General features: G+C 65.9%; 26 protein-coding genes. 8 read left to right on the plus strand and 18 right to left on the minus strand.

Annotated elements, in window-relative coordinates:
* Positions 1–76 precede the first annotated feature (76 nt).
* Positions 77–487 (minus strand): hypothetical protein, encoded by a 411-nt coding sequence (locus tag N5J73_RS06625; protein ID WP_012614065.1) that lies wholly within the window; start codon positions 485–487, stop codon positions 77–79.
* A 180-nt stretch (positions 488–667) separates the two neighbouring features.
* On the opposite strand from N5J73_RS06625, the gene N5J73_RS06630 reads away from it, so the two are divergent.
* From N5J73_RS06630 to kdsA, 3 genes are all read left to right on the plus strand, one after another.
* A complete protein-coding gene (locus tag N5J73_RS06630; protein WP_003821133.1) occupies positions 668–1,369 on the plus strand; it encodes a DUF305 domain-containing protein in 702 nt (233 codons plus the stop codon).
* Between the two features lie 10 nt (positions 1,370–1,379).
* Entirely contained in the window at positions 1,380–1,637 is a 258-nt protein-coding gene (locus N5J73_RS06635; RefSeq protein ID WP_003821132.1) for a glutaredoxin family protein, read from the plus strand.
* 174 nt (positions 1,638–1,811) lie between these two features.
* Positions 1,812–2,684, plus strand: a complete 873-nt coding sequence (gene kdsA, locus N5J73_RS06640; protein WP_003821131.1) for a 3-deoxy-8-phosphooctulonate synthase — start codon at positions 1,812–1,814, stop codon at positions 2,682–2,684.
* Positions 2,685–2,734: 50 nt separating this feature from the next.
* On the opposite strand, the gene mobH is transcribed toward kdsA, so the two are convergent.
* Positions 2,735–4,606, minus strand: a complete 1,872-nt coding sequence (gene mobH / locus N5J73_RS06645) for a MobH family relaxase (protein ID WP_003821130.1) — start codon at positions 4,604–4,606, stop codon at positions 2,735–2,737.
* A gap of 316 nt (positions 4,607–4,922) precedes the next feature.
* Here mobH and N5J73_RS06650 point away from each other — a divergent pair, with 316 nt between their 5' ends.
* The 3 genes from N5J73_RS06650 to N5J73_RS06660 all read left to right on the plus strand — a co-directional run bounded on the left by N5J73_RS06650 (position 4,923) and on the right by N5J73_RS06660 (position 6,644).
* Positions 4,923–5,549: an integrase gene (locus N5J73_RS06650; RefSeq protein ID WP_003821129.1), complete on the plus strand. Its 627-nt coding sequence runs from the start codon at positions 4,923–4,925 to the stop codon at positions 5,547–5,549.
* A 12-nt stretch (positions 5,550–5,561) separates the two neighbouring features.
* A complete protein-coding gene (locus tag N5J73_RS06655) occupies positions 5,562–6,194 on the plus strand; it encodes an RES family NAD+ phosphorylase (protein ID WP_012614066.1) in 633 nt (210 codons plus the stop codon).
* A gap of 84 nt (positions 6,195–6,278) precedes the next feature.
* Positions 6,279–6,644 carry a DUF3742 family protein gene (locus tag N5J73_RS06660; protein WP_003821127.1) on the plus strand — a complete coding sequence of 122 codons (366 nt, stop codon included), beginning with the start codon at positions 6,279–6,281 and terminating at the stop codon, positions 6,642–6,644.
* An 11-nt stretch (positions 6,645–6,655) separates the two neighbouring features.
* Here the strand turns inward: N5J73_RS06660 and N5J73_RS06665 are convergent, their stop codons facing one another.
* The 16 genes from N5J73_RS06665 to N5J73_RS06740 all read right to left on the minus strand — a co-directional run bounded on the left by N5J73_RS06665 (position 6,656) and on the right by N5J73_RS06740 (position 20,719).
* Positions 6,656–8,176, minus strand: coding sequence for a conjugal transfer protein TraG N-terminal domain-containing protein (locus N5J73_RS06665; protein ID WP_003821126.1), 1,521 nt, complete (start codon positions 8,174–8,176; stop codon positions 6,656–6,658).
* A gap of 15 nt (positions 8,177–8,191) precedes the next feature.
* Positions 8,192–8,563: a hypothetical protein gene (locus N5J73_RS06670; RefSeq protein WP_003821125.1), complete on the minus strand. Its 372-nt coding sequence runs from the start codon at positions 8,561–8,563 to the stop codon at positions 8,192–8,194.
* On the minus strand, positions 8,560–9,957 hold the full coding sequence (locus N5J73_RS06675) for an integrating conjugative element protein (protein WP_003821123.1): 1,398 nt from the start codon (positions 9,955–9,957) through the stop codon (positions 8,560–8,562). The genes N5J73_RS06670 and N5J73_RS06675 overlap by 4 nt, the downstream gene beginning before the upstream one ends.
* Positions 9,958–9,966: 9 nt before the next feature.
* Entirely contained in the window at positions 9,967–10,914 is a 948-nt protein-coding gene (locus tag N5J73_RS06680) for a TIGR03756 family integrating conjugative element protein (protein WP_012614067.1), read from the minus strand.
* A complete protein-coding gene (locus tag N5J73_RS06685; RefSeq protein WP_003821119.1) occupies positions 10,911–11,357 on the minus strand; it encodes a TIGR03757 family integrating conjugative element protein in 447 nt (148 codons plus the stop codon). Before N5J73_RS06685 ends, N5J73_RS06680 begins: the two co-directional genes overlap by 4 nt.
* Positions 11,358–11,519: 162 nt before the next feature.
* A complete protein-coding gene (locus tag N5J73_RS06690; RefSeq protein ID WP_003821118.1) occupies positions 11,520–12,014 on the minus strand; it encodes a JAB domain-containing protein in 495 nt (164 codons plus the stop codon).
* A gap of 182 nt (positions 12,015–12,196) precedes the next feature.
* Positions 12,197–12,982 carry a thioredoxin domain-containing protein gene (locus N5J73_RS06695; RefSeq protein WP_012614069.1) on the minus strand — a complete coding sequence of 262 codons (786 nt, stop codon included), beginning with the start codon at positions 12,980–12,982 and terminating at the stop codon, positions 12,197–12,199.
* Between the two features lie 13 nt (positions 12,983–12,995).
* A complete protein-coding gene (locus N5J73_RS06700) occupies positions 12,996–15,881 on the minus strand; it encodes a conjugative transfer ATPase (RefSeq protein WP_012614070.1) in 2,886 nt (961 codons plus the stop codon).
* Positions 15,881–16,321: a TIGR03751 family conjugal transfer lipoprotein gene (locus tag N5J73_RS06705; protein WP_003149753.1), complete on the minus strand. Its 441-nt coding sequence runs from the start codon at positions 16,319–16,321 to the stop codon at positions 15,881–15,883. Before N5J73_RS06705 ends, N5J73_RS06700 begins: the two co-directional genes overlap by 1 nt.
* Positions 16,302–17,720 (minus strand): TIGR03752 family integrating conjugative element protein, encoded by a 1,419-nt coding sequence (locus N5J73_RS06710; protein WP_004350605.1) that lies wholly within the window; start codon positions 17,718–17,720, stop codon positions 16,302–16,304. Before N5J73_RS06710 ends, N5J73_RS06705 begins: the two co-directional genes overlap by 20 nt.
* Positions 17,710–18,621: a TIGR03749 family integrating conjugative element protein gene (locus tag N5J73_RS06715; protein ID WP_004350604.1), complete on the minus strand. Its 912-nt coding sequence runs from the start codon at positions 18,619–18,621 to the stop codon at positions 17,710–17,712. Before N5J73_RS06715 ends, N5J73_RS06710 begins: the two co-directional genes overlap by 11 nt.
* Complete coding sequence (locus tag N5J73_RS06720; RefSeq protein WP_012614071.1) at positions 18,618–19,310, minus strand: PFL_4703 family integrating conjugative element protein; 693 nt, start codon at positions 19,308–19,310, stop codon at positions 18,618–18,620. Before N5J73_RS06720 ends, N5J73_RS06715 begins: the two co-directional genes overlap by 4 nt.
* Positions 19,307–19,717, minus strand: coding sequence for a TIGR03750 family conjugal transfer protein (locus tag N5J73_RS06725; protein ID WP_003821108.1), 411 nt, complete (start codon positions 19,715–19,717; stop codon positions 19,307–19,309). The genes N5J73_RS06720 and N5J73_RS06725 overlap by 4 nt, the downstream gene beginning before the upstream one ends.
* 12 nt (positions 19,718–19,729) lie before the next feature.
* Entirely contained in the window at positions 19,730–20,089 is a 360-nt protein-coding gene (locus N5J73_RS06730; protein ID WP_003153634.1) for a TIGR03745 family integrating conjugative element membrane protein, read from the minus strand.
* Positions 20,090–20,105: 16 nt separating this feature from the next.
* Positions 20,106–20,339, minus strand: a complete 234-nt coding sequence (locus N5J73_RS06735) for a TIGR03758 family integrating conjugative element protein (protein ID WP_003050225.1) — start codon at positions 20,337–20,339, stop codon at positions 20,106–20,108.
* Positions 20,336–20,719: an RAQPRD family integrative conjugative element protein gene (locus N5J73_RS06740; RefSeq protein WP_003090167.1), complete on the minus strand. Its 384-nt coding sequence runs from the start codon at positions 20,717–20,719 to the stop codon at positions 20,336–20,338. The genes N5J73_RS06735 and N5J73_RS06740 overlap by 4 nt, the downstream gene beginning before the upstream one ends.
* A gap of 203 nt (positions 20,720–20,922) precedes the next feature.
* Here N5J73_RS06740 and N5J73_RS06745 point away from each other — a divergent pair, with 203 nt between their 5' ends.
* Positions 20,923–21,393: a helix-turn-helix domain-containing protein gene (locus tag N5J73_RS06745; RefSeq protein ID WP_003050245.1), complete on the plus strand. Its 471-nt coding sequence runs from the start codon at positions 20,923–20,925 to the stop codon at positions 21,391–21,393.
* Complete coding sequence (locus N5J73_RS06750) at positions 21,390–21,965, plus strand: PIN domain-containing protein (RefSeq protein ID WP_003153636.1); 576 nt, start codon at positions 21,390–21,392, stop codon at positions 21,963–21,965. The genes N5J73_RS06745 and N5J73_RS06750 overlap by 4 nt, the downstream gene beginning before the upstream one ends.
* Positions 21,966–21,981: the final 16 nt, after the last annotated feature.

Genomic DNA, 21,981 nt, shown 5'->3' on the forward strand with positions numbered 1-21,981 from the left:
TGTTTCCCGGAGAGCACGCGGTAGCCGGTCCTCATGGATAGGCCCTTGGTGCGCTACAGCGACCGGACGGTGCTGTTCATATCGAATCTTCGACGCGACCACCCGCCAGGACATACCGGGCCAGCGCCTCGGCATCGGCGTGGGTGGCCCGGGTGGACTGCGGTGTACCGAAAGCCTGGACGAGCTTTGGCAGCATGGCCTCCAACTGGGCTCGCTTATCCGAATCCGGTTCGACGTGGATGAGCGCGAGCAATGTGCCGCCAAGCGTCTCCTTGTGAGTCTTCAGCCAGACGCCGCGCTGAGCGCGATCGTCGAGAGTCTCTTCTGGCCCTCCCGCGACGTAGATAAGCACGAAGGGCTTTCCGCAGGCGACGAGTTCATCCATTTCCGCGCACCAGGCGCTGCTGTATCCGTTGTAGATGCTTGCGCCGTCGAAGCGGACGATGGGGAAATCGCTGGTGTCGTGAACTTTCGGTTGCTGGGACATGATCCTGGACTCTCGCTATTAACGTCCTAACATCCTACCTTTGTTGAGAATTACTTGCAACTGAAATGGGCATGGGCACACCGCCGTGCAGCGCCAAGTGACGGGCGAAATAAGGGCTTGACCTTCCAACAATGGGAGGCCCTACAGTGAACCCATCAACCTCATTCAAGGAGTTTTTTCATGAAGGTCAACAAGTTCAGCCTCTTGTTCATTGCGGGCGCCGTCGTGGTCGCCGCCGGCCTGATGGCCGTCCAGAAGAAGGTGGTCGTCCCGTCGGGTGAAGCGATGCAGGCCAGTGCGGGCGGAGGTCACCAAGGGCACGCGATGCCCTCCAGCGCCTCGGCCAATGACAGTCCTTCCACGACCGCGTATCGCGCCGTGAACGACCAGATGCACGCCGGGATGGGAGCGCAGTTCACTGGCAACGCCGACGTCGATTTCATGCGTGGCATGATCCCGCACCACCAGGGCGCGATCGACATGGCCAAGGTGGCGCTGCAGTACGGCAAGGACCCGGAGGTTCACAAGCTGGCCCAGGAGGTCATCACCGTGCAGGAAGGCGAGATCGCCATGATGAACAAGTGGCTGGGCGACAACGGCCAGCAGGCGGCGGCCGGCAGCTCGGGCGATGCCTCGACGGCCGCCTACCGTGCCGGCAACGACCGCATGCATGCGGACATGATGATCGACTTCAGCGGCGACGCCGATGTGGACTTCATGCGCGGCATGATCCCGCACCACCAGGGTGCGATCGACATGGCCAAGGTGGCGCTGCAGTACGGCAAGAACCCGGAGGTCCGCAAGTTGGCTCAGGAGGTCATCTCCGCGCAGGAAGGCGAGATCGCCATGATGAAGAGTTGGCTTGTCGCTCGGGGCAAGTGAAGGCACGACCATGAACCAAGCCAACACCCCGCGCATCCTCATCTATAGCACTCCAACTTGCCCGGACTGCCGGGCACTAAAGGAGTGGTTGTCCCAGCAGGGCATCGCGTTTGAAGAGCGCGACCTGACCGACCCGAAGATTTCCGCGGAGGCCAAGTCACGAACCGGCGTGCGCGTGGCCCCGATCACGATCGTCGGCGACGAGGTCTTCTATGGCACCTTCGCGAGCCAGAAGCCGAGGCTGATGAAGGCGCTCGGTCTTCAGTGAGCCGCTGAAGGAAGACCGTGGTCACGGGCGGAGTCGCCGGTGCGGACCCCGGTCGGACCCTGTAAGCGCTGTTGTGGACGCGTCTGCACGCAAAGCTCAAGACCGTGAGGCATTCTTCGCCGACGACGCTCGGCGCTTTCGCCTGCGGTCGTTGACATCACGAGAGGAATTTTTATGCGATCGACATCATCAGCCACCTCCCTGCACGTCGCCATTTCCGAGGGCATCACAGTCGCCAACGACCTGCCGTTCGTGCTGTTCGGCGGCATCAACGTCATCGAGGATCTCGATACGACCCTGGCTGCGGCTGAGCACTTCGCGGAGGTGACGCGCAAGCTGGGGATACCCTTCGTTTTCAAGGCGTCGTTCGACAAGGCCAATCGCTCGTCGATCCATTCTTTCCGAGGTGTCGGCCTGGAGGAAGGGCTGCGGGTCCTCGATGCGGTCAAGTCGCGGTTCGGATGCCCAGTCTTGACCGACGTGCATGAGGTTGAGCAGGCCATGCAGGTCGCTGCCGTTGCCGACGTACTGCAAGTTCCGGCCTTCCTGGCCCGGCAGACCGATCTGGTGGCCGCCATTGCCCGCACCGGTCGGGTAGTGAATGTCAAGAAGCCGCAGTTCCTCAGCCCGGGCCAGATCAGGCATGTCGTCCACAAACTGCACGAGGCTGGCAACCCGCGCGTCCTGCTGTGCGAGCGTGGCACGCAGTTCGGCTACGACAATCTCGTCGTGGACATGTTGGGCTTCCGCGAAATGAGCGTTGCCAGCAGTGGCCTGCCACTGGTGTTCGACGTAACCCATAGCCTGCAGCGGCGAGAAGCGGATGCGTTGGCTTCGGGTGGGCGTCGCCAACAGTTGCCCGAACTCGCGCGGGCCGGCATGGCGGTCGGCATTGGCGGTTTGTTCCTCGAAGCACACGCCGACCCGGCGCATGCACGTTGTGACGGACCCAGCGCTCTGCCACTGGACACGCTCGAACCGCTGCTGCGGCAGGTCAAGGCGGTGGACCAACTCGTCAAGTCGTTCGAGCCTCTTCGGATCGACTGAAGCTTGCCACCCGTTCAAACAGAACGTGTGGCACTTCCCCTCTTAGTCGGCTATTTGAGCGACAGATAAGGATTGTTCGGTGGAACGGCATCGAATATGTGCGATGGGTCTTCGAGCAAATAGCCATGCACCTGGCGCGTTTTGCGCGGTCCCATGACCTCGCACGTCCTGATGTTCAGACCCGATGGCTGTTTCCTGTGGAGTCCGAGTTTTTCAAAGCGCTTCTGCACCCACTGCCAGTCCTGCAGGGCCGCGTCCTTCGCAAGCGGCCCAATGGTTGGATGCTCTTGTGCGTAGCGCTGGAAAACACCAGGGCTGATCAGGTAAACCGTGTCGGACACGGTATGTACCAGGGCCTTGGCGTCATTGATGATGAGCTTGCGGGTCTGGACGGCCTGTTTCAGCCAGGCCATGAAATGCTCGCCCGATGGCCGCCCGGTAAATGAGGCGAAATCGTGCGGCGCAGGCGCGGCGGTCGGCGCCGAAGGACCTGGGGCCGATGCGGGAGGGTCGAGCGGCACCGCTGCATCGTCGGCACCCTCTGGCGGGGCTTCGACGGACTGCTCCGGCTCAGGCGTTGTCTCGAACATCGCCAGCATGCTTTCCAGTGGGTCGGCCGGATTGCGCTGCGTGCTGGGAGGTATGGCGTGACTTCCGCCCGACTGATCTGGACGGCTGCTTGCTGCGGGCTCCTTCTCCGTTGCCACCGCTGCTCCAGGTAGCAATGCAGCGTCGGGTGCGGACGGGCGCGGCCCGTCCTCGGCCTCGCCGGCGTTGTCCACGGTCACGGTTCCCGCAAATGGGCTGGGTCGCTCCGAGGGCTCCCAGATCAGCGCCGGGGCCAGGCGCAGGAGCGTGAAGGCATGGGACCAGCCACTCTCACTGGTAATAGTTGCGCGCCAGATGGCCTTGCCGGAGGCGGTGGGCTGCAACATGGCATGATCCTGTAGCACGTTGAACACGGCCGTGTTGTTCGCGGGGATGCCATCGACCCCCTGGGACAGCAGGTGCGCGCGCAGCTTGTCCGAGACTGTCTTGCTCACCAGCCACAGCGCGTCCTCGGTGAGCCAGCCATCGGAGGCCTCCGGCTGGTTCAGTTTCAGCTCTTCCTTGAGCAGGTAGCGCAGCCCGTTGACCAGCTTGCGTTGGAGCGAGTGCTTGGGCGCGGCCATGGCGCGCGCGGGATCGCCGCCCAGCTCCTGGGCGACGGAGGCGCGGTCGGCCTGCACGACAAGCTCGCCCAGAACCCCGGCGTGCTCGTACTGCCCAGCCAAGACGTAGAGCAGCGGCGCCCACAAGGATGGATAGCCACTGAGCCAGTCCAGCAGATCGCGATTGAGCAATTGCTGGTACAGCAAGCCTGTCGCGGCGCTATGAAGCCGGTACTCGCGGTCGTCGCGGTAGCGGAAGCGGTACGGTTGGCGCAGCGGGCCGTGCCATGGGTGCCAGGTGCTGCCGTCGGCCAGCTCGACGTGCAGATCGACGGCCACCTTGCCGATGTCATGGAGCAGTGCGGCATAGGCGACGGCCGCAGTCCAGGCTTCGGCCTGCGCCGCCTGGTCTTCGGGGCTGGCCCCGATGGGCAGCAGATGGGACTGCCGCAGCTTTAGGCTGTAGGCGACGATTTCGAGGCCATGGTCGAGCATGCCGCCCGGGTAGGCATGGTGATGCGCTTCGGAAGCCGGGAAGGCCTGGACCAGCTCGGCGTAGCGCTCCAGCGGCGCGCGGTACAGGGAGGCGAACTGCTTGCGCGAAAGCGAGGTGCGCTGCCAGATGTGTTCCAGCAGCTTCTGCCGGCGCGGGGTGGCGAGCAACGATGCGGCCGACTCCGGCCGCATCAACCCTTTCGGGAGGTCGGTGGCGGGTGCTGGCGACGGCGCGGCAGCGACCGGGGGCCGTTTTCGCTGGAACAGGGAGAGCATGTCGGTGTCCTGATGGCGGGCCGGGCGGGAGGCCTTTTGGCCTTTTCAAGGTAGGGCCTTTCCCCTTGCACCCCATTCCCTTGCCGTTTCGACCCTTTGGCCTTTAACCGTTTCGGTATAGCGGGGCCTGGGCTGCGGCTCCAGCGTCAATGCGGAACCCGCACGAATGGATTAGACGGCGACCTGGCGCTGGGCCCCGGCCTATGCTGCCGGGGCGCTACACCGCCAGGTAGGCTCCCACCCGGGCGACTAAGTTGACAAATGCGACAAAGGAGACTAGAGTGAATCCTGTCTCAAACCTACCTGGGAGCTGACCATGCCCACTGCGATCGAATTCATTGCCGACCGGCTGCCGCGAGTCACGGTGGAGGATGTGCGACGCTTCGCCGATACCGTCGAAATCCGGGATGCACCGGCGTTCGCGGCTGAGTTGCAGGCGTTCATCCACGAGCGCGTGGAGGCGGTGACGCTGCCCGCCAACCTGGAAGGTGAAACGGTGGCGCAGGCCTTGCAGCGCAAGGCGGCCGCGTTGCGCTCCGACACGCGCTGGACACCGGCTGAAACCGATGTCCAGCGAGGCCGCGCCTTGCTGCTGGAAGCCTTCAACCAGCCGGACAACCTGCCGCCTGCCGAGTTCGCCAAGCTGGCGGACAAGTCGCGCCAGCAAATCTACAAGGACATCCTCGCCCGTCGGCTGCTGGCGCTGAACGTGGGGCCGCGCGGCCAGAAGCTGCCCGACTGGCAGCTCGACCCGGTGAAGCAGCAGTTGACCCAAACCGTGCTCCAGGAGGTCGAGGGCATCGACCACTGGACGATCTACCGCGCGCTGTCCGAACCCCTCGAAGGCCTGGGTGGTCGCTCGCCCGTGGATGCGGTGACGCATGGCACGATCGATGACGTGGCCGAGGCCGTGTTCAACGTGCTGGGCGTCCAGGTGCATTGAAGCGAGACCGCCATGAGCCACGAGCTGCCTTCGTTCCTGATCGATGCCGGTGAACTGCTCCAGCATGTGAGCCGCGTCGTCTATCGGGGCAGCCCGCTGTACTATGGCCGCAGCAGCACGAATCGCTACGATGACCCAGCGGGGGCCTACGGCGTGCTCTACCTGGGGCGCGACCTGCCCACGGCGCTGATGGAGTCGGTGTTTCACAAGCACCAGTGGCTTGCGGACACGCAACGCTCGATCGCGCTGAAAGAAGTCCAAGCCCGGATGGTGCGCGCAGTAGGCGTGATGGACGACGTGTTTCTGGCCGATCTCACGGCGCAGGGCGTCATGGCGGGCTACTTCGGCCTGAACCTGGAGCAGTTGGCCAGCCGCGACTACACGCACACGCAGCGGGTGTCCGCCCAGGTGCATGCGATGCTCGGAGATGATGGCCAGGCGCTGTTCGACGGGGTGCTCTATCCGTCGCGCAACAACTATCCCGCCAAGAGCATCGCCCTGTTCGAGCGTGCGGGAGCGAAGGTTGGCGTCATCGAGGACATCGACCTGGTGGACCATGTGGACTGGCCGCGTTTCGTTGTTACCTACCGCATCGGCGTTGAACCCGACCCCGGCCCGGTGGGGCCGGATGACGAAGCGTCCTGAAGCAGCAAGAAAACACATTGAAGCCGCAAACCGAATGAAGTGGAGCAAACTGGAATAGGCATTCCTCAACAGCAGGAGACGACCATGAACACGACGACCCGCACCAGCACCGCAGAACGCCTCGGCCGCGCCTTTGGCCGCGGATGGCGTGCCTATGCGCGACGCGAACGGCGGGCGTCGAACTGGTTGGTGTCCAAGGGCATGCCGCGAGCTGGCGCTACCGCGCTCGTGTGGGTAGCCAAGCTGGCTGTACTGGGGGTGCTGCTCTACGTTGCGTTTTGGTTTGCACTCGTGATGCTGGGCGTTGCGGCGGCGGGATGGGCTGCTGCTGCAAATACTTCGGATGAGGACGAGTGGCCTTTCACCGACCTCACCGAGCTGCGCAAGACGCCGGGCTACGATCCCAACCTGTACAACGACACGTCGCACGAGTTGTACACCGACGACTGACCGGCCTCGCGCTATTTCAGTTTTCCTCCGGTGAGCGCCCCGGCACCCTTGCCGCCAGCTTGGCCGGCGCTCTTGCTGCCATCGGAAAGTCCCTGGATGACGTGCCCGGCCCGAATCCCAACCCAGGTAAGGCTCGCCAGCCAGAATCCCGGCAGAACCAGGAACATCGTGCCCATGACGAACATCAGGAGCATGTCGCCGAAGGCGTTGTTCAACCCTACCAGCGGGTCAAAGTTGGTGTGCGGCCGGTTCCAGCCAAAGCCCCAGCCATAAAGCGCGTCCAGAATCGTTGAATCGATCCAGCGTGCGAGCTGGAACCAGAAGTCCGTGAAGAACAGCGCGAACTGCACGACGCTGACGGTGACGACCGTCTTCAGGTCGTAGGTGCCCACAACCAGCACGAGCGGGATGCAGATGACCAGCGCCATCTTCAGTAAGGCGAGGATCATGGGCAGGGATTGGCGCACGACATCCATGGCAGGAAACGCGGCAATCGCGCCGACTGCCATCCCCACGTCGCCCGTGGCGCGCGTCACGATGTTCGGCAGGGTCTTGTCGATCTGGCCGCCGTAGTCCGTATAGACGCTGCCCTGGTTCAGTTTCTGCTGCCGCGGTGACGCGATGGCGCGGATCACCGAATCGTCCACCTCGGCCCGGCTGAGGAACCCGGCCCAGCCCGCCAGGCGATTCAGCAGGGTCGGGTCCACTTGCCCCAGCAGCCGCGCGCGCAGGCCGTTGCTGCCGTCTGACCACCACTGCCTGCAGGTCGGGTAGCCGCCACCATTGGCAACCTGCGCGAGGCCTGCATCGCGGGTGTCGTCATAGGGCCATGCCTCGCGCGCCGTGCTGGAGCGGTAGCTGTCGTAGTAGCCACCCGTGTCCGTGAAAAAGCGCGAGCCGATCCAGGTTACGTCGTGCATCTGCTGCTCATCGAGATCCGGGCGCTGCATGAACAATTTGGCCCGCGCAGGCCCATAGCAATCCCGCGAGAAGTCCGCGACCTCCTGAGCCAGTACCGGGTCGTCAATGCGGGTCGCGTCGATCTCCATCCTCATCTGCCGCAGGTCCGTACCGCACGGGATCGCCGCTACCGAGGCGCTCGTGACGGCGCGCGAGAGCGCGTGCATGAAAGCCCACCAGACCGGCACCTTCGCCGACTGGTTGTTGATGGTGCTGAAGGACTGCGACCAGCCGGTTTCCGTGGGCTGCGGCACGCTGACCTGGCACTGCGCCGAGCGCGAGCTGTCGTACTGGATGGTGCTGAGGTCCACGTCGATGAACGGAATGCCCGCGAACATCACCACCACGATCGCGACGAACACCCGGTTCTCGATACGGGCGGCACTCAGAACGCCTTTGTTGCCCTCGTCAGCGCCTTCCGCGCGGGCCTTCAGCCACTCCTGCACGACGATGGCGACGAAAGGCAGCGCGAACACCCCGCTGGACACCAGCACGGCCCAGATACCGTTGTTGACGATCCAGGACACGAGGGTGAGGTAGTACTCCAGATAGTCGGTCGTGAAGAGCGTCATGGCCCCGATCTCCCCTCAAGCGGCCTGCATCAACAGGCTGGCTTCCAGCGCGACGATGGCGACGACGCCGGCGACCTCGGTACGGATCAGCCGGCGCCGCGCCTGCCCATCTGTCCCGCTTTGGTCTTCGCGGGCCAGCACCCGGCGGCGCATCCAGAACCATCCATAGGCCGTTGCCGCGTACACGCACAGCCGCCAGATGAAGAAATACCCTGCGGAGGCCGCCAGCCACCGTTCCCAGCCTGCAACGCTGCCGACCAGGTTGATGCCCGCGACGTTCGCCCCCACTGCGGCGGCAACGATAAGCACCAGCCACAGCAGCGTCTTCGCCGCGCGCCGGCTGAACAACCAGCGCAGCGGCCGCCAGGCCATGCGCGCCGGGCTCATGGCCGACTCCCCGGATTGCCCTTCTGGAGCTGGTCGAGACGGTCCGGCACAGGATCGCCCTCGTAGATGCCGCGCGAACCGGCCGCGCGCGCGCCGTGGCGCTGGATGATCGCCATGGGCGAGTTGTTCGCCAGTTCGCGCCGCAGCTCCAGTTCGGTCTTGAGGTTGCGAATCTCACGGTCGAGCGTGTCGCTCTCGTGGTTCACCGCCTCCACGGCAAGTTCGTTCGCCGCGACGTTGGGCTCCTTCTTGCCCGTGAGCAGCGTGCGCTGCAGCAGCAGCGCTTTCTCCAGCACGGATGCCAGCGCGACCTCGGACGCGAGGCGCTGCGACAGCAGGTGCTGGTCGGGCTCGTCGCGCAGCGCCTCGATCACGCCGCGCGTGATCGGCAGCGACGCACTGCCAGCTTCGCGCAGGTTCTCCGGCGTCGTGTTCTTGGCCTTGGTTACCAGGTCCTGGAGCGCCTGCAGCTTGGCGTCGTACTCCTCCTGGATCAGCGGCGTGAGCCCGACGCCCGGCGTCGTCTCGGTCTTGGTGCAGGCATCGCACGTGCGCTGCTCCTTCTCGCCGAGCACGCGCGTGGCCCACTCGACGGCAGCCTGCGGCGAGGTCCAGGTCTGGCACGAGAGACTGCTGCAACTGGCCGGCGCAATGGACGAGGTGTCGGTCACGCCGCGGCCGTTGACCAGGTTGTAGCCAGCGCGGGTGACATCGCCGACGACCTTGATCGCGGGCTGGCCGGAGCCGCCCGCGTTGCTGCCCCCGACCCACGGCACGCCGTCATTGCCGCGGCGCGTCTCGGCCTGCTCGATGGCCGAGACCGCATCCGTGCTCGACACGGCATCGCGCAGCGCCAGCCCTTCGGCCATCTGGCTCCAGCCGAGTTGGCCGCCCGCCGTTTCGGCCATCTTCTCGGCCATGGCACGGCACGTCAGCTTGCTGCGGTCGAAATCCAGCCGCGCCTGCAGCACGCCATTGGTGAGCAGGTTGTACAGACCGGGATCGGCCCGCTGGATGATCAGTGCGGGCAACGATGCCACCGCACTGGTGGCACTCTGGATCACCGACGACATGATTTGCTGGAAGCCGTTGGTAATGCCGTTAAGTTGGTTCTTCAACGTGGTCTGGATGCTCATGTCGCCGCAGATCAAGTTGCTGTTCCAACCCACGCCGACACCGATGGAGCGCATGCCGGCTGCACGTCCCATCGACACGGCGTTGCCGCCACCGATCGAGTACATGACGTCATCGCCGATGACGCTGCCGCTGGTCTGGTATCCCAGTTGACCCCAGGCCACGCCGCTGCCCAGCGCGAGCGCGCCGGCCAGTGCCAGGACGATCTCCGTGCGACGTACCCGGCGGGAGAACGGATTGAATGCAGGACGGAACTTCATGGCACCCCCTCAGAGGAAATCGACGCTGCCCAGGAACACCTGGCCCCGGCGCTCGCAGCAGGCATACGGCCGCCACAGCGCCCATGCGTAGTCGCCTTGCTGGGCCTGGGTAAGGAAGCCGCTGCGCGGGAAGACCGTGCAGGACGAGGACAGGACGGGCGTGAGTTCTTGCCACTTGCCGGTCGAGGCATCGCCCTCCATCAGCGCGCCGGCCGGCCAGTAGCCGTCACGGGAGTTGGCAAGCAACGGCTGATAGACGTGGATCTGCCCGCGGCGCGTGACCACATCGCCCGCACGCTGGGCCACCACTGCGCCGGCCTTGAAGTCGTCGGTCTGGTGCAGGAAGCCGCCACGGGGATACACGTTGCCCCAGAGATTCATCGTGGTACGGGCACCGACTTCGCGCCGGCCCGGAATCAGCGCTTCCGGGTAGGCCATCTCGGGCACGTTGTAGCGCCAGGCCAGCGTATCCAGGGTGCTGAGCAAGTACGGCATAAACGCCGTGCCCGCGCCCTCACAGAAGTAGCCTGACGAAGAGACGAACTGGTTGAACACCTCTGCGCCGGGGTGACCGATGACATCCGCGTTCTTGAATTTGGCGAGGCTGTTTTCGTGATCCTCGTTCGTCGTTCCGTCGCCGCCAGCTTGGGCGGACGGGTTGGGCGTGCTCATTGCCTGGACTTCGACCCAGGGGTTTTCTCCGGTATTCGAGTACGACGACACCACTGCATCGGGGATGTAGTGGCGCACCTTGATCGACGTGCGCACGGTGCAGCCCGTCCATGTGCAGTAGAGCCAGTAGCAGATGCCGACGACGCGGTATTCGAGGCAATCGGGCGATGCCACCGAGCCGATGATGGTCGCTGTATTGAGGGCGTAGCTGCCCGTGGCGCTGAGCAGCAGCAACGAAGCCACGCCAGCGCGCAGGCGGCGCATCAGGTCGAATGGTCGGGTCACGGCTGGGTCCTCCGGTGCTGCTCGATGCGCGCGACAGCGCGAGCCACATCCGGCTCGCCATAGACCACATAGCGCCTGTCCACCACCACGGCCGGGAGGCTGGTGATGCCGAGGCTCCATGCGTCGGTAACGCCTTGGTATGCGGAAGCGATGCGTCGCTGCAGATCGGCACCGCCGCCATTCAGCCGGCGCTTGACGATGGCCGTCGCCTGTTCGGGGTCGGTGGGCAGTCCCGCGGAAAGCTCCGCTTCAATCCTGTGGGCTTCGTCCAGCTCGATCAGCCGCTCGCCGCCCATGGTCTTGACCGGGTGGCGGCTGTCGGTGACGACCACCACGTCGGCGGCGAAGGTGGCCGGGCTGAAAACGGCCAGGGCTGCCGGCAGCGCCACGGCCCGGCCGAGGGTTCGCCAGCCCGGCGCGAACCTGGAAAGGGATGCTGTCATGTCGCGTGCCCTTGAAGTTGATCAGAGCAGTAGTCAAACGCGAAGCCGACGCGGCCCCAACAAACAATGCGCATCGCGCACTGCCCGCATACCTGCTTGTCTCGCGCCCATGAAAAAGCGGAGGCCGAAGCCTCCGCGTGGATCAGGGAGCCGATGCCGTCGCTACAGCAGGCCGGATTCCGCGAACGAGTACGGCGTGCCCTGGCCGACGATGAGGTGATCCAGCACCCTCACGTCGATCAGCGACAACGCGGCCCTCAGCGTTTGGGTCAACGCACGGTCCGCGCTCGACGGCTCCGTGCAGCCCGAAGGGTGTTGGTGAGAAAAAATGACCGCTGCCGCATTCAGTTCCAAGGCACGCTGCACGATCGGACGCGCATGCACCGAGGTCGAATGGATCGTGCCTCTGAACATCGGCTCGTAGGCCAGCACCTCGTGCATGCTGTTGAGGAACACGATGGCGAAGACTTCATTGGGCTCGGCGGCCAGTTTCAGGCGCAGGTAGTCCTTGACGGCGGCAGGCCTCTCCAGGGATGGCCCCTTCTTGAAGACCCGCTGCTCCAGCAGCGCGATGGCTTGCCGGATGATCCAGTCATCGGATTGGGACATGGGGGCAAAACGTGGCTCCACGCAGGAGTCGTTGGCGACGAGAGACATGGCGGACCTCCAGAAAGTGAGCGGAGGGCGCCACCCTGGGAGGGCAAGCCCTCCTGGGGATGGAAACAGCGGAACAAGGTGCATCCATCACCGCGCGGCGGTGATTGTTCGCGGCCAGGATGCGAAAGCGAACGGGTAGCGGTCAGCGCGGCGAGCCGCGCCGTAGCCTTCAAGACCGAGGGCTACCTGGGCATGTCGCCGACAACGTCGGCAGGCATTTCGGATGTGGGGGTGGCGGGCGAACCCGGCGCGTCGCTGGCCATTTCCCCGGCCGCCAGCAGGTCCATGGCCGAGAGCAAGGCATCGCCCTCGATCGGCCCCTGCAACAGGATGGCCTGGCCCGTCTGGCGATCGAGCAGTCGCAGCGACGGCGTGGCGGTCACGCCGCTCTTGGTGGCTTCCGCGGCCTGCGCGCGGATGGCCACGTTGGGGCGCTCGCTAGCCATGCACTGTTCGATGGCTGACGTTGTTTCGGGGTAACGCAAGCCATCGGGCAAGCCCTGGCCGTCGCTGCGCGTGTGGGCATAGACCCATTCGACCGCCTGCCAGAACGCCGCATGCCCGCCCGCTTCGGCGGCGCACTCGGCCAGACGTGCCTCGGCCGACGCGGCAGGCTCGTGCGCGGCCAGCGGCTGGTGATGCCATTGCAGCGCCACGTCGGTGTTGTTGCCGACCCAGCGCTTGAGCTGCGGGAAATACTCCCGGCAGAACGGGCATTCCAGGTCGGCATAGAGCGTCAGCGTGAAACGGCCTTCCGGGTTGCCCATCTGCCAGGGTGGCCCAGCGACCTGCGCCGTGCTGACCGGCGCGCGCGACGGCGCTGAGGATTCGCCGGGCGTCCGGGACACCAGCCAGATCAGCAGCAGCGCGACCAGCGCAGCAGCCAATACCCAGGGCCAGCGAGGCCGCCAGCGGCGACGGCGGAACGCCTGGACCTGCATCGGAATGGAAGGACGTTTCTGTTCCATGGCGTTCTCCGGTTTACGACAGTTCCAGGGCCGGCGACTCGATGCCGCGGGCCTGGTCGATCTTCTCGGCCACCTTGAAAGCCGCTTCCAGTTCGGTGCAGCCGTACTGCTGCATGAGCTGGTAGCGTTCGGCCTTCTCCTCGGGTTCTGTCTGCGCGAGGGCGAGGTACAGGGACGGCGGCACGGCGCGGAACAGCACTTCCATGCTCTTGGAGAGGATGACGCCTTCGGTGAATTTCCCCGCTTCCTTGCGCGCCGAAAGCATCAGCGCCTTCTGCGCGGGCGAGAGTTCGCGGAACCGCGCGATCTTCTCAACTTCATCGGGCGGCATGCTGAGACAGATCCACCACTCGATCATGTTGAGCATGGGCTCCGCGGCGCGCGGCAGGTCGTCGATGTTCTGCGTCGCGAGCCAGAACCAGGCCCCCAATTTCCTCCACATCTTTGTAATTTTCACGACGTAGGGCGCGAGCAGCGGGTTCTTCGTGATGATGTGGCCTTCGTCGGTGACGTTGATGATCGGGCGTCCCAGGTATTGGTCGCGCTCGGCGATGTTGTTCACCGTGCTGATCAGGCTGATGTAAGCGATGGAGAGCTGCGCGTTGTAGCCCTCGCGGGCGTATGTCGCGAGGTCAACCAAGGTGATGTCGGCTTCGGGCCACGGCGTGCCGTCGCGGTCGAACATTTCGCCGTCCGTGCCTTGACAGAACATGTCCATCGCATCCGCCATCTCCAGCAGCCGCACGCGGCGCATTTCGGGCAGCGTCGGGTCCTGGCCGCGGGCGCGCAACGCGTTGCGCACGTCGCGCGTAAGCACCGTGCGTTTGTCGGCCACGCAGTGCTCGGCGGCGTCGAGGATGCACTGACGGATCAGCGAGCGGTCAGCCCGCGTCATCCGGGCTTCCTCCTTGTCCTCTCCGCCCGTGATCATCAGCCGCGCCGTGATCTCCAGTTCGCCGAGCACGTCGCGCTGCTCGTCCGCCTCCATGGCCGAGGCATCTGGTGGCGGGTCTTCATCCAGCGCGTCGGCGTCGAGCGTCTGCACGTCGCTGGGCGTCTCGATCAGCCGACGCGCGTCTGCGAATGGCGCGAGGCTGATGCCCGAACCTGGGGCCAGCTTGACCCGGTTTACCGTCAGCCCGAGCATGCGTGCGAAGTCGCTGAACAGGCCGAAGCTGTTGCCAGCCTCCACGATGAACAGCCGCGGTCGGTAGATGGCCGTGACCTGATTCAAGAGGTTGTTGAGCGTGGCGCTCTTGCCGGAGCCGGTGGGGCCGAACAGGAACAGATGGGCGTTCATCTGCCGATCCAGGCGGCTGAGCGGGTCGAAGGTGATCGGCCCGCCACCGCGGTTGAACATCGTGATGCCCGGGTGCCCCGTACCTTGAGCGCGGCCCCACACCGGCGACAGGTTCGCCGCGTGCTGAGCGAACATCAGTTGGGTGTACCACTTGCGCCGATCCTGGCCGGGGTTGTAGCAGCATGGCAGCCACCGCAAGTAGCTGTTGAGCGGCGCCACCTCGTCGTCCTCGCGCACCGGCTGCAAGCCAGCATTGAGCATCACGTTCGCCAGGTCCAGGCCGCGCCGGTCCAGTTCCGCTTCGTCGCGTCCGCGCAGGTAGAATGCCAGCGTCCCCCGGTAGAGCTTGTGTGCGCTGCCGATGAGGGAGCGGGCTTCCTGCACGTCCTTCAACGTCTGCTCCGACGCCAGCGTCTCGCCCACGGCCTTCTTCGCCAGGTGGTTGAGATCCGCTTCCAGGACATCCTGCGGCGTGGCGACCATCGTGAGACACAGCAAGGTGTCTTCCGGCATCTGGTCGAACAGCGTGTTGATGGCATCCCCTTTGCGGGTCTCGCCGGTCAGGTGTCCGGTGCCGGGCGGCATGCGCAGCCGGTCGGTGATCAGCACGCGGTGCGGCATGCCGTCGAAATACCAGGTGCCGTGCTCCACGTCGGAGCGTGGCTGGCCGAAGAACAGCCGCTGGCTGAAATCCCGCCCGCTCGCCAGCTCGATTTCGCCGGCCTCGCTTTCTTCGGTGCTGTCGGGGTAGCGCGCCAGCGCGTAGAAGCGCTCCCGGTCCTCTGCACTCGGTCCAAGCATCGCCGGGCGCGGATTGAACCACCGCAGCAGCCAGTCGTGGACGTCGGCTGCGACCATGCGCCGTGCCTGGATGCCGGCGTTCGCCAGGCCGCCGCACAGGCGGTCGCAGACGATGTTCAGCATCTGCTCGGGCGTCTGGCCGCGGCGGCTTGCCTGCCCAGTTGCACGGCGATAGATCACCATGCGCACCCGCCGCGTCTGGCCGCGCCAGCGCAGCCGCGTGACCACCGTGTCCTCGAACAGGCCGCCGGGCTTGGCCACAGCGCGCAGGTGGTGGCCGAAGAAGCGCAAGTAGAACTCGGTGAACGCCGAGCCGCGCGCACGTGGCTGCACGTAATCGCGCAAGGTCTGCATGTACTGGTCGAAGCTCGGTTCGTCCTGGGCATAGAGCTGGAGCACCCACGGGTTCTCGTCCAGTTCATCGAAACTGTCCTGAAGCGCGTTTTCCAGGGCGTCGCGGGCATGCGCGAGCCAGCCGGGTTCCCGGCCTTCGGTGCCCAGCGGCACCAGTTCGTAGAACGCCGCCACCGATTGGCCATCCTCCAGGAGCATCGATTTCGACCCGGGCAAGAACTCCACCCAGGGCAGCAGTTCCACGAAGGACGGCGCAACGTCGTACAGCGCCTGCTCGTCGGCCACGGTCGCTGGCTTGCGGCCGTGGACTGCCGAACCGGGTTCGGGGATGCCGGCCTGGCGCAAGGCCTCGACGTGGCGCTGCCAGCTGTCCGGCTGCTCATCGCTAGCCGGGCTACTGGAGCCGGCGCCGGCCAGCTTCGGCCATGGGAGTTTCCACCGCATCAGTAGTCCTCCACGCGCTCGCCCGGCATCGCGTACTGGATGCGCTGGTAGAGCGGGAAGACGGTCGTGTAGCCGGGCACCGGCACGGGATCGGTGCCGGCCAGATGCGGGTACACGTACATCACGAGATCGGGATTGGGCAGGCGCTGGAACTGGCGGTGGACCTCATTGCGCGCGGTGCGCGTGTAGCGCATCTGCTCGACAGGTGCGGCCTGCACGTCGGCGTCGGTCAGGGGCCGACGCAGGCTCTGGCGCGCATCGAGCAGCTGGCGGCCGGCGTTCCGTCCGGCTGCGCCACCGCCGTCGCCGGCCTCCTGCTGCCAGATGTCCATCATCGTGCGGTCACCGTGGGTCAGCAGCTTTTCCTTGCTGGTGGCGCAGCCGCCGAGCACCGCGACGGCGAGGGCCAGCACCAGGCCCTTAATCGAGTTCGAGAGCATGGCTTTCTCCTGCGCGGTGATCGACCTTGCGGCCTTCGGGATCGAAGTCGATGGCGAGCGGTTTTTCGAGGTGGACGGCGACCTTGGCGCCGGGCTGCACATAGACGGCGGCGAACGCCTGGCCGTAGAGCTTGTTGACCCAGGCCGACATGTCCCGGACACCGCCCGCGAGAATCTGGCCGACCGCTTCCTGGCCGGTGATGCCCACGGTGCCGATGGAGCCGTCCGAGCCGACATAGGACATGCGGCCGCTGTCGCTCTCGATGAGCGAGGCCACGCCGGCACCGGCCGCGGTGATCAGGGCCTGCGAGCCGAGGTACTGCTGGGCGTTGCTGCGCCGCTCGCCGCTGACGCAGGGGATGCCGTGCGGGTCGCTGATCCAGCCCAAGCCGTCGCGTTGCTGGTTGTTCTGCTGGTTGCCCTCGCGGTCTTCGGGGATCGTGCGGATCGTGCCGTCGTTGAAGACGAACGTGATGCTGCGCACCTGGCCGCGCACGCACGAAAGCGTCCAGTCGCCCGATGCGGTGCCGCTGAACACGGCGCCGGCCACGTCGGGAATGTCGATGCCATTGGCGGTCAGGTTGTCCGGCCCGACCAGGACTTTGAACGGATAGGGATCGTTGACCGTGCCGTCGATCGGCACGCGGCCGATCAGCGCGGTCATGGCGACCGAACCCATGAGCGTGGAGTTGGTCGGCACGGTATAGACCGGCTTGGCACTCTTGACCCCAGAGGCGCGGGCGCCCGCGTTGGCCACGGTTTCCGCGGTGGTTTCGAGCGTGCTCTGCGCCGGGCCGAAGCTCGTGGGGAAGCTCATTCCGCCGCTCGCGCCACGACCGCCGTTGCGCCCCTCGGCGGGCTTTGCGTCGTCCGGCTCGACCCACCGCACGCCGCCCTCCATGCCGGCCTCGTCGCCGCCCTGCAGCCCCAGGCCCACGGGCAGGTCCGCATGGCCGCCGCCGCGCCCGCCGATGCTGTCCAGGCGCCGCTGCAGGTCGGCGAGCAGCCCTTCGGTCTGCTGGCGCGCGCTGGCCGCCTGCTCCTGGTCGCGGCGCAGGTTGGACCGCTCGGATTCGAGCGCCGAGTTGATGCGCTGGTCGATGGAGTTCTCGCGCTGGCGCAGTCGCTGGTTCTCTTCACGCTGCGACTTGTTGTCCGAGAGCGCGGTCTGAAGCTCGGTGCGCAACTGCTTCACTTGGGCAACGAGCGTCGCCACGGTGTCGCGCGGGGTGTCGCCTTCGATGCCCAGCGCCTTCATTTCCTCGGGCGTGAGCTGGGCGCCGTTGTCCGCCGCGGGTGGCGCCGTGCTGCCTCCACCCGAGAACAGCCGGATACCGACGAACAGCACCAGGATGGCGACAGGGATCATCAGCCACTTGAGCAGGCCGTTACTGCGCATGGCGGGCCTCCTTGGCGTTCTCGTCGCCGTCCGGCTGCGGCAGATGCACGGCAGGGTCGAAGCGGTGAATCGCCGGCAGCAGCGACTGCGCGAGGCCGCGGCCGCCCGTGACCAGGTAGAGGACGGTCGTGTCCTCGGGCGTGCCGCGCGGGCCCAGCGCCTCGTGCTGGAAGGTGGCGGTGAGGAAATCGCCTTGCAGCACGCGCGGGTCGAGCGCGACCCAGTCGGCGCCGGTGTTGGTAAGGCGCACGGCAGTCACCCATTGGTCTTCCAGGCGCCACGACGCGAGCGCGACCGCGCGCACCGGCAGCGTTGGCATCAGTGTGTCCAGGTCGAGGTCGCGGGGCAGGTTGACCCGCATGACGCCCGGAAGCGGCTCGACGGTGCGCAGCGGTGCGTAGAGGTTCTGCGCGGCGAAGCGCGTCAGCACGACAGGGACCGGAGTTTCGCGCCGCGCGGTCCGCGCACCTGCCTGGCCCTGGGCGCGTGCCGGGGCCTCGGCACTGTCGGCCTGCTCGCCATAGCGTCCCGGTGCGCTGTCACCCTCGACGATGCGCACCGGCTCCAGCTCGGCTTCCCCGTCCTTGGGCGGTTCGGCTGCGATGTCCAGCAGGATCAGCGCGCCCGTGTCGGCGTCCTGCAGTTGCAACCGCGTGGGCTCGATCGGCTCGCTGGCGCGCAGGTACACCGCGCCACCCGCACTCTGCACGCGCAGGCGTTCGCCCACGCCCGCGGGCACGCCCACGCGCACGTTCCGGTCGATGAACACGATGCGTTCCTGACCGACCTTCAGCGGCACTGCCAGTGGCATGCGTTCCCAACGCAGGATCTCCACCGCCTGGGCGACGGGTGCCGCGGCCACGGCCAGTAGCCCCAGCAGCGCGAGTACAGGATGCTTCATGGGGTGTTTCCTCCTTGAGGCGCTTGCGGAGACAGGCCACTCGACGCCGGGCGCGCCGGCTCCGGTGCACTGATGCGCTGGGGCGCGCCTTCGTAGCAGTCCAGCGCCAGGCCGAACGGGTTGCGGGCGGGATCGACGTCCACCCGCGTGACCTTGATCGGATAACGCACCAGGGCGCGCTTGACCTGCTCGGCGCCGTAGTACTCGTCCGCCGTGATGTCCAGCGTCACCACCCAGTCGCGATCGGACACGGTGCGCACGCGCGCCGTGGGGTCGTCGCCATAGCCGCGGCCGGGAATCTCGTAGATGCCGCGCACGCGCTGGCGTAGCTCGCCGGTGGAGCGGCGGTAGTCGTAGTCCGCGCGAAGGAAGGCCTGGCAGGACGGGGTGAGGTACGGCGAGAGCGTGTGGAGGTTGCGCGAGTAGTCTTCTTCGCCATTGGTCGGCCAGCGGTTCAGCGTCTGGAACACGTAGAACGTGAACGCATAGACCGATTCGGGCGGCACTTCCCACCACTTGCGGGTACTGCCAGAGCGCAGGTCGGGCGGGACGTGGATGGTCAGGTCGCGCGGCGCGCTCCACCAGCCGCCGCCCATGACCAGGGCGACAATGACCAGCGCGCCCGCGCCCAGGCGCAAGGTCTTGATGTGCGCCTGCAGGTGGGTGATCTCGTTCTTGAAGCGGCTCATCGTGCCCCCCTTGCAACGGACCTTCGGGTGGACCAGAAGCCGGAGCGCGAGATCAGCACGTGGCCGCCTACCCATCCCGCCATCAGTGGATGGCGCGTGGCGATGCGCCATTGCAGTTGCCGGTACAGCCAGGTGTCGGGGCGCCCGCGCTTGAGCCGGCGCAGGATGCCGCCGCCGATGAAGACGCCCAGGGCCACGCCCAGGACGACGAACGTCGGCGCGATGGCGATCGTGCGGAACACCCAGGACAGCGGCGCGCCGACCAGCAGGCCGGCGGCGCCGGACAGGCCGCAGCAGATCCACAGTTCGTCGGCGGTGAGGCCGCGCACGACAACAGGGTGGCGGTTGAGCCGATGCGGAAGGAACGTGACCGTCCCGTCCGCACGGACGTGCTGCTGCTCGGACATACCGGCCTCGCCTTACAGGATGCCGGTGGCTTCGGTGAGCAGCCAGATGCCGATCACGAGCAGCACGGCACCGATCGCGACGGTGAGGCCAAACTGGCCCCAGGTCTTGCGGCCGGTGTGGATTTCCGCGTAGGTGCCGTAGGCGTGGTAGCAGACGCCGATGAACATCGACGCCACGACCAGGAGGGCTACGAGCATGATGATGTCGTAGCCGTAGTTCCTGATCGTTTCCATGATGCCGTTGCCGGTGCCGCGGGTCGGGTTCTCCAACTGCGGCAGGCCTTGCGCGAACGACAGCGCGGGCAGCGCGGCGGCGCCCAGGGCCATGGCGGCGCGCTGGGCGAGACGGGAAGTGAGGATGCGGTTGTGCATGGTCGGGCCTTTCAGGTCAGGACAGAAGGAAGAAACTCAGGACGAGGTACATCGCGACGAAGCGGATGCAGACGCCGAGGAACTGGCGCTGGTTGAGGCGGCTCTCGGACCACCCCACGTAGGCCGTTCGGATGGCCCAGACGCCCCACACGAGCAGGACCGCGAACACGACGCCGACCAGGACGGTCGCCATTGCGGAAGGCGCGATGCCGCTGTTGGCTTGAAATGCCGAGACCTGGGCGCCGTTCATTGCTTGCCCCCCGCAGTCGTCGCCGGCAGCGGCTCGGCCGCCCGCTCGGTGCGGTAGTCGCCGGCCAGTTCGGAGGGGTCGCGCGGCTGAGCGCGCGATGGCGTCAGGTGAAACTGGATGCCGGCGCGAACGCGCGCCAGGTCAGCCAGCAGCCGCGGGTAGTCGAAGTGGTAGCGCTCGCCCGGCTGGATGGGGGCATGCGCGGCGCTGTCCGCGACGGTGCGCTCCAGCGCGTCGAGCTGGCGCAGTGCGGCGACCAGCTCCTGGCGCTGTGCCGGAGACTCGGCCAAGGCCATCTGGGACTGACCCAGCAGGAGGGCCGTCACGAGAAAAGTGGGCACGCCGCGATGCGCGGCGCGCAGCCAGATCGAAGCCACCATCGCGCCATTCCTGTGTGATCAGCAATGGGGTGATCGTGGAGATCAGGGCTGTTTTAGGCCGCAAACAATAGGAACTGGCGGACGACCGGATTGGGCATACCGCGAGCGAACCTACAAAAGCCCGGGTGGAGTTTCGATTATTGCGTTTTTCGAGTGTTTCGAATATGATCGGCTCTGCAACCGTTTTCGCTTAGGAGCTACCCATGACCACCGCCACTGCCCAATCCAAGATGACCCTTCCCGCCGCGGGAGAGGTTAAGGCAGCCGTCCAGGGTCAACGTGCCTTGGCGGCTTACCTCGCAACCCAGTTCGAGACGCAGCACATCCAGATCTTTGATGACCACAAACAGGCTCATCAGGTGGAACTGCCTACCTCGGCTTTACGCCTGCTGGTCGACATCCTGGCCGAGTTGGCCGATGGCAATGCAGTAAAGGTGGTGCCCGTCCATGCAGAGCTGACGACCCAAGAGGCGGCGGACTTGCTCAACGTGTCCCGTCCCCATTTCGTCAAGCTGCTAGAAGATGGGGTGTTGGCATTTCATCGCACCGGCAAGCACCGCAGGGTGAGGTTCGCCGATCTGATGCAGTACAAGGAAGCGCGCGAGCGCGCCAGTGAGCAGGCGATGGCCGAACTCGCTCAGCAGTCGCAAGAGTTGGGAATGGGATACGAATGAGGCATTCCCCATTCACCGCCGTCTACGACGCGTGCGTTCTATATCCCGCGCCACTGCGGGATTTCCTGATGTGGCTCGGCCTGTCTGGCCGCTTCCGGGCGCGGTGGAGCCAAGCCATTCATGAGGAGTGGAAACGCAATCTGTTGATCAACCGCCCCGATCTCACCCGGGTTCAGGTCGACAGGACGTCGGATCTCATGGACAGGGCCATTCCGGACGGCTTGGTGGAGGGCTACGAAGCGCTCGTGGCAGGCCTGACATTACCCGATCCGAACGATCGGCACGTCCTGGCTGCGGCGATTCGCTGCGGTGCGAGCGTGATTGTGACGTTCAACGAACGTGATTTCCCGAACGATCTGCTGGCTCCGTACGGCATCGAATCGCAGCACCCCGATGAGTTTGTGGACAACCTGCTGGATCTGGATGCGGCCGCCGTAGTGTCGGCTGCGCAGCGCCAGCGTGCCCAACTCAAGCATCCGCCGATCGATGTGGACCGCTATCTCGAAATCCTGCTGCGCCAAGGCCTTGTGCAAACGACCAAGGTGCTGGCGACCTATCGCACCATTCTCTGACCCGCCGAGAGCCACG

The organism is Stenotrophomonas sp. GD03654 (genome assembly GCF_029845105.1).
GTDB classification, from domain to species: Bacteria; Pseudomonadota; Gammaproteobacteria; order Xanthomonadales; family Xanthomonadaceae; genus Stenotrophomonas; species Stenotrophomonas africana.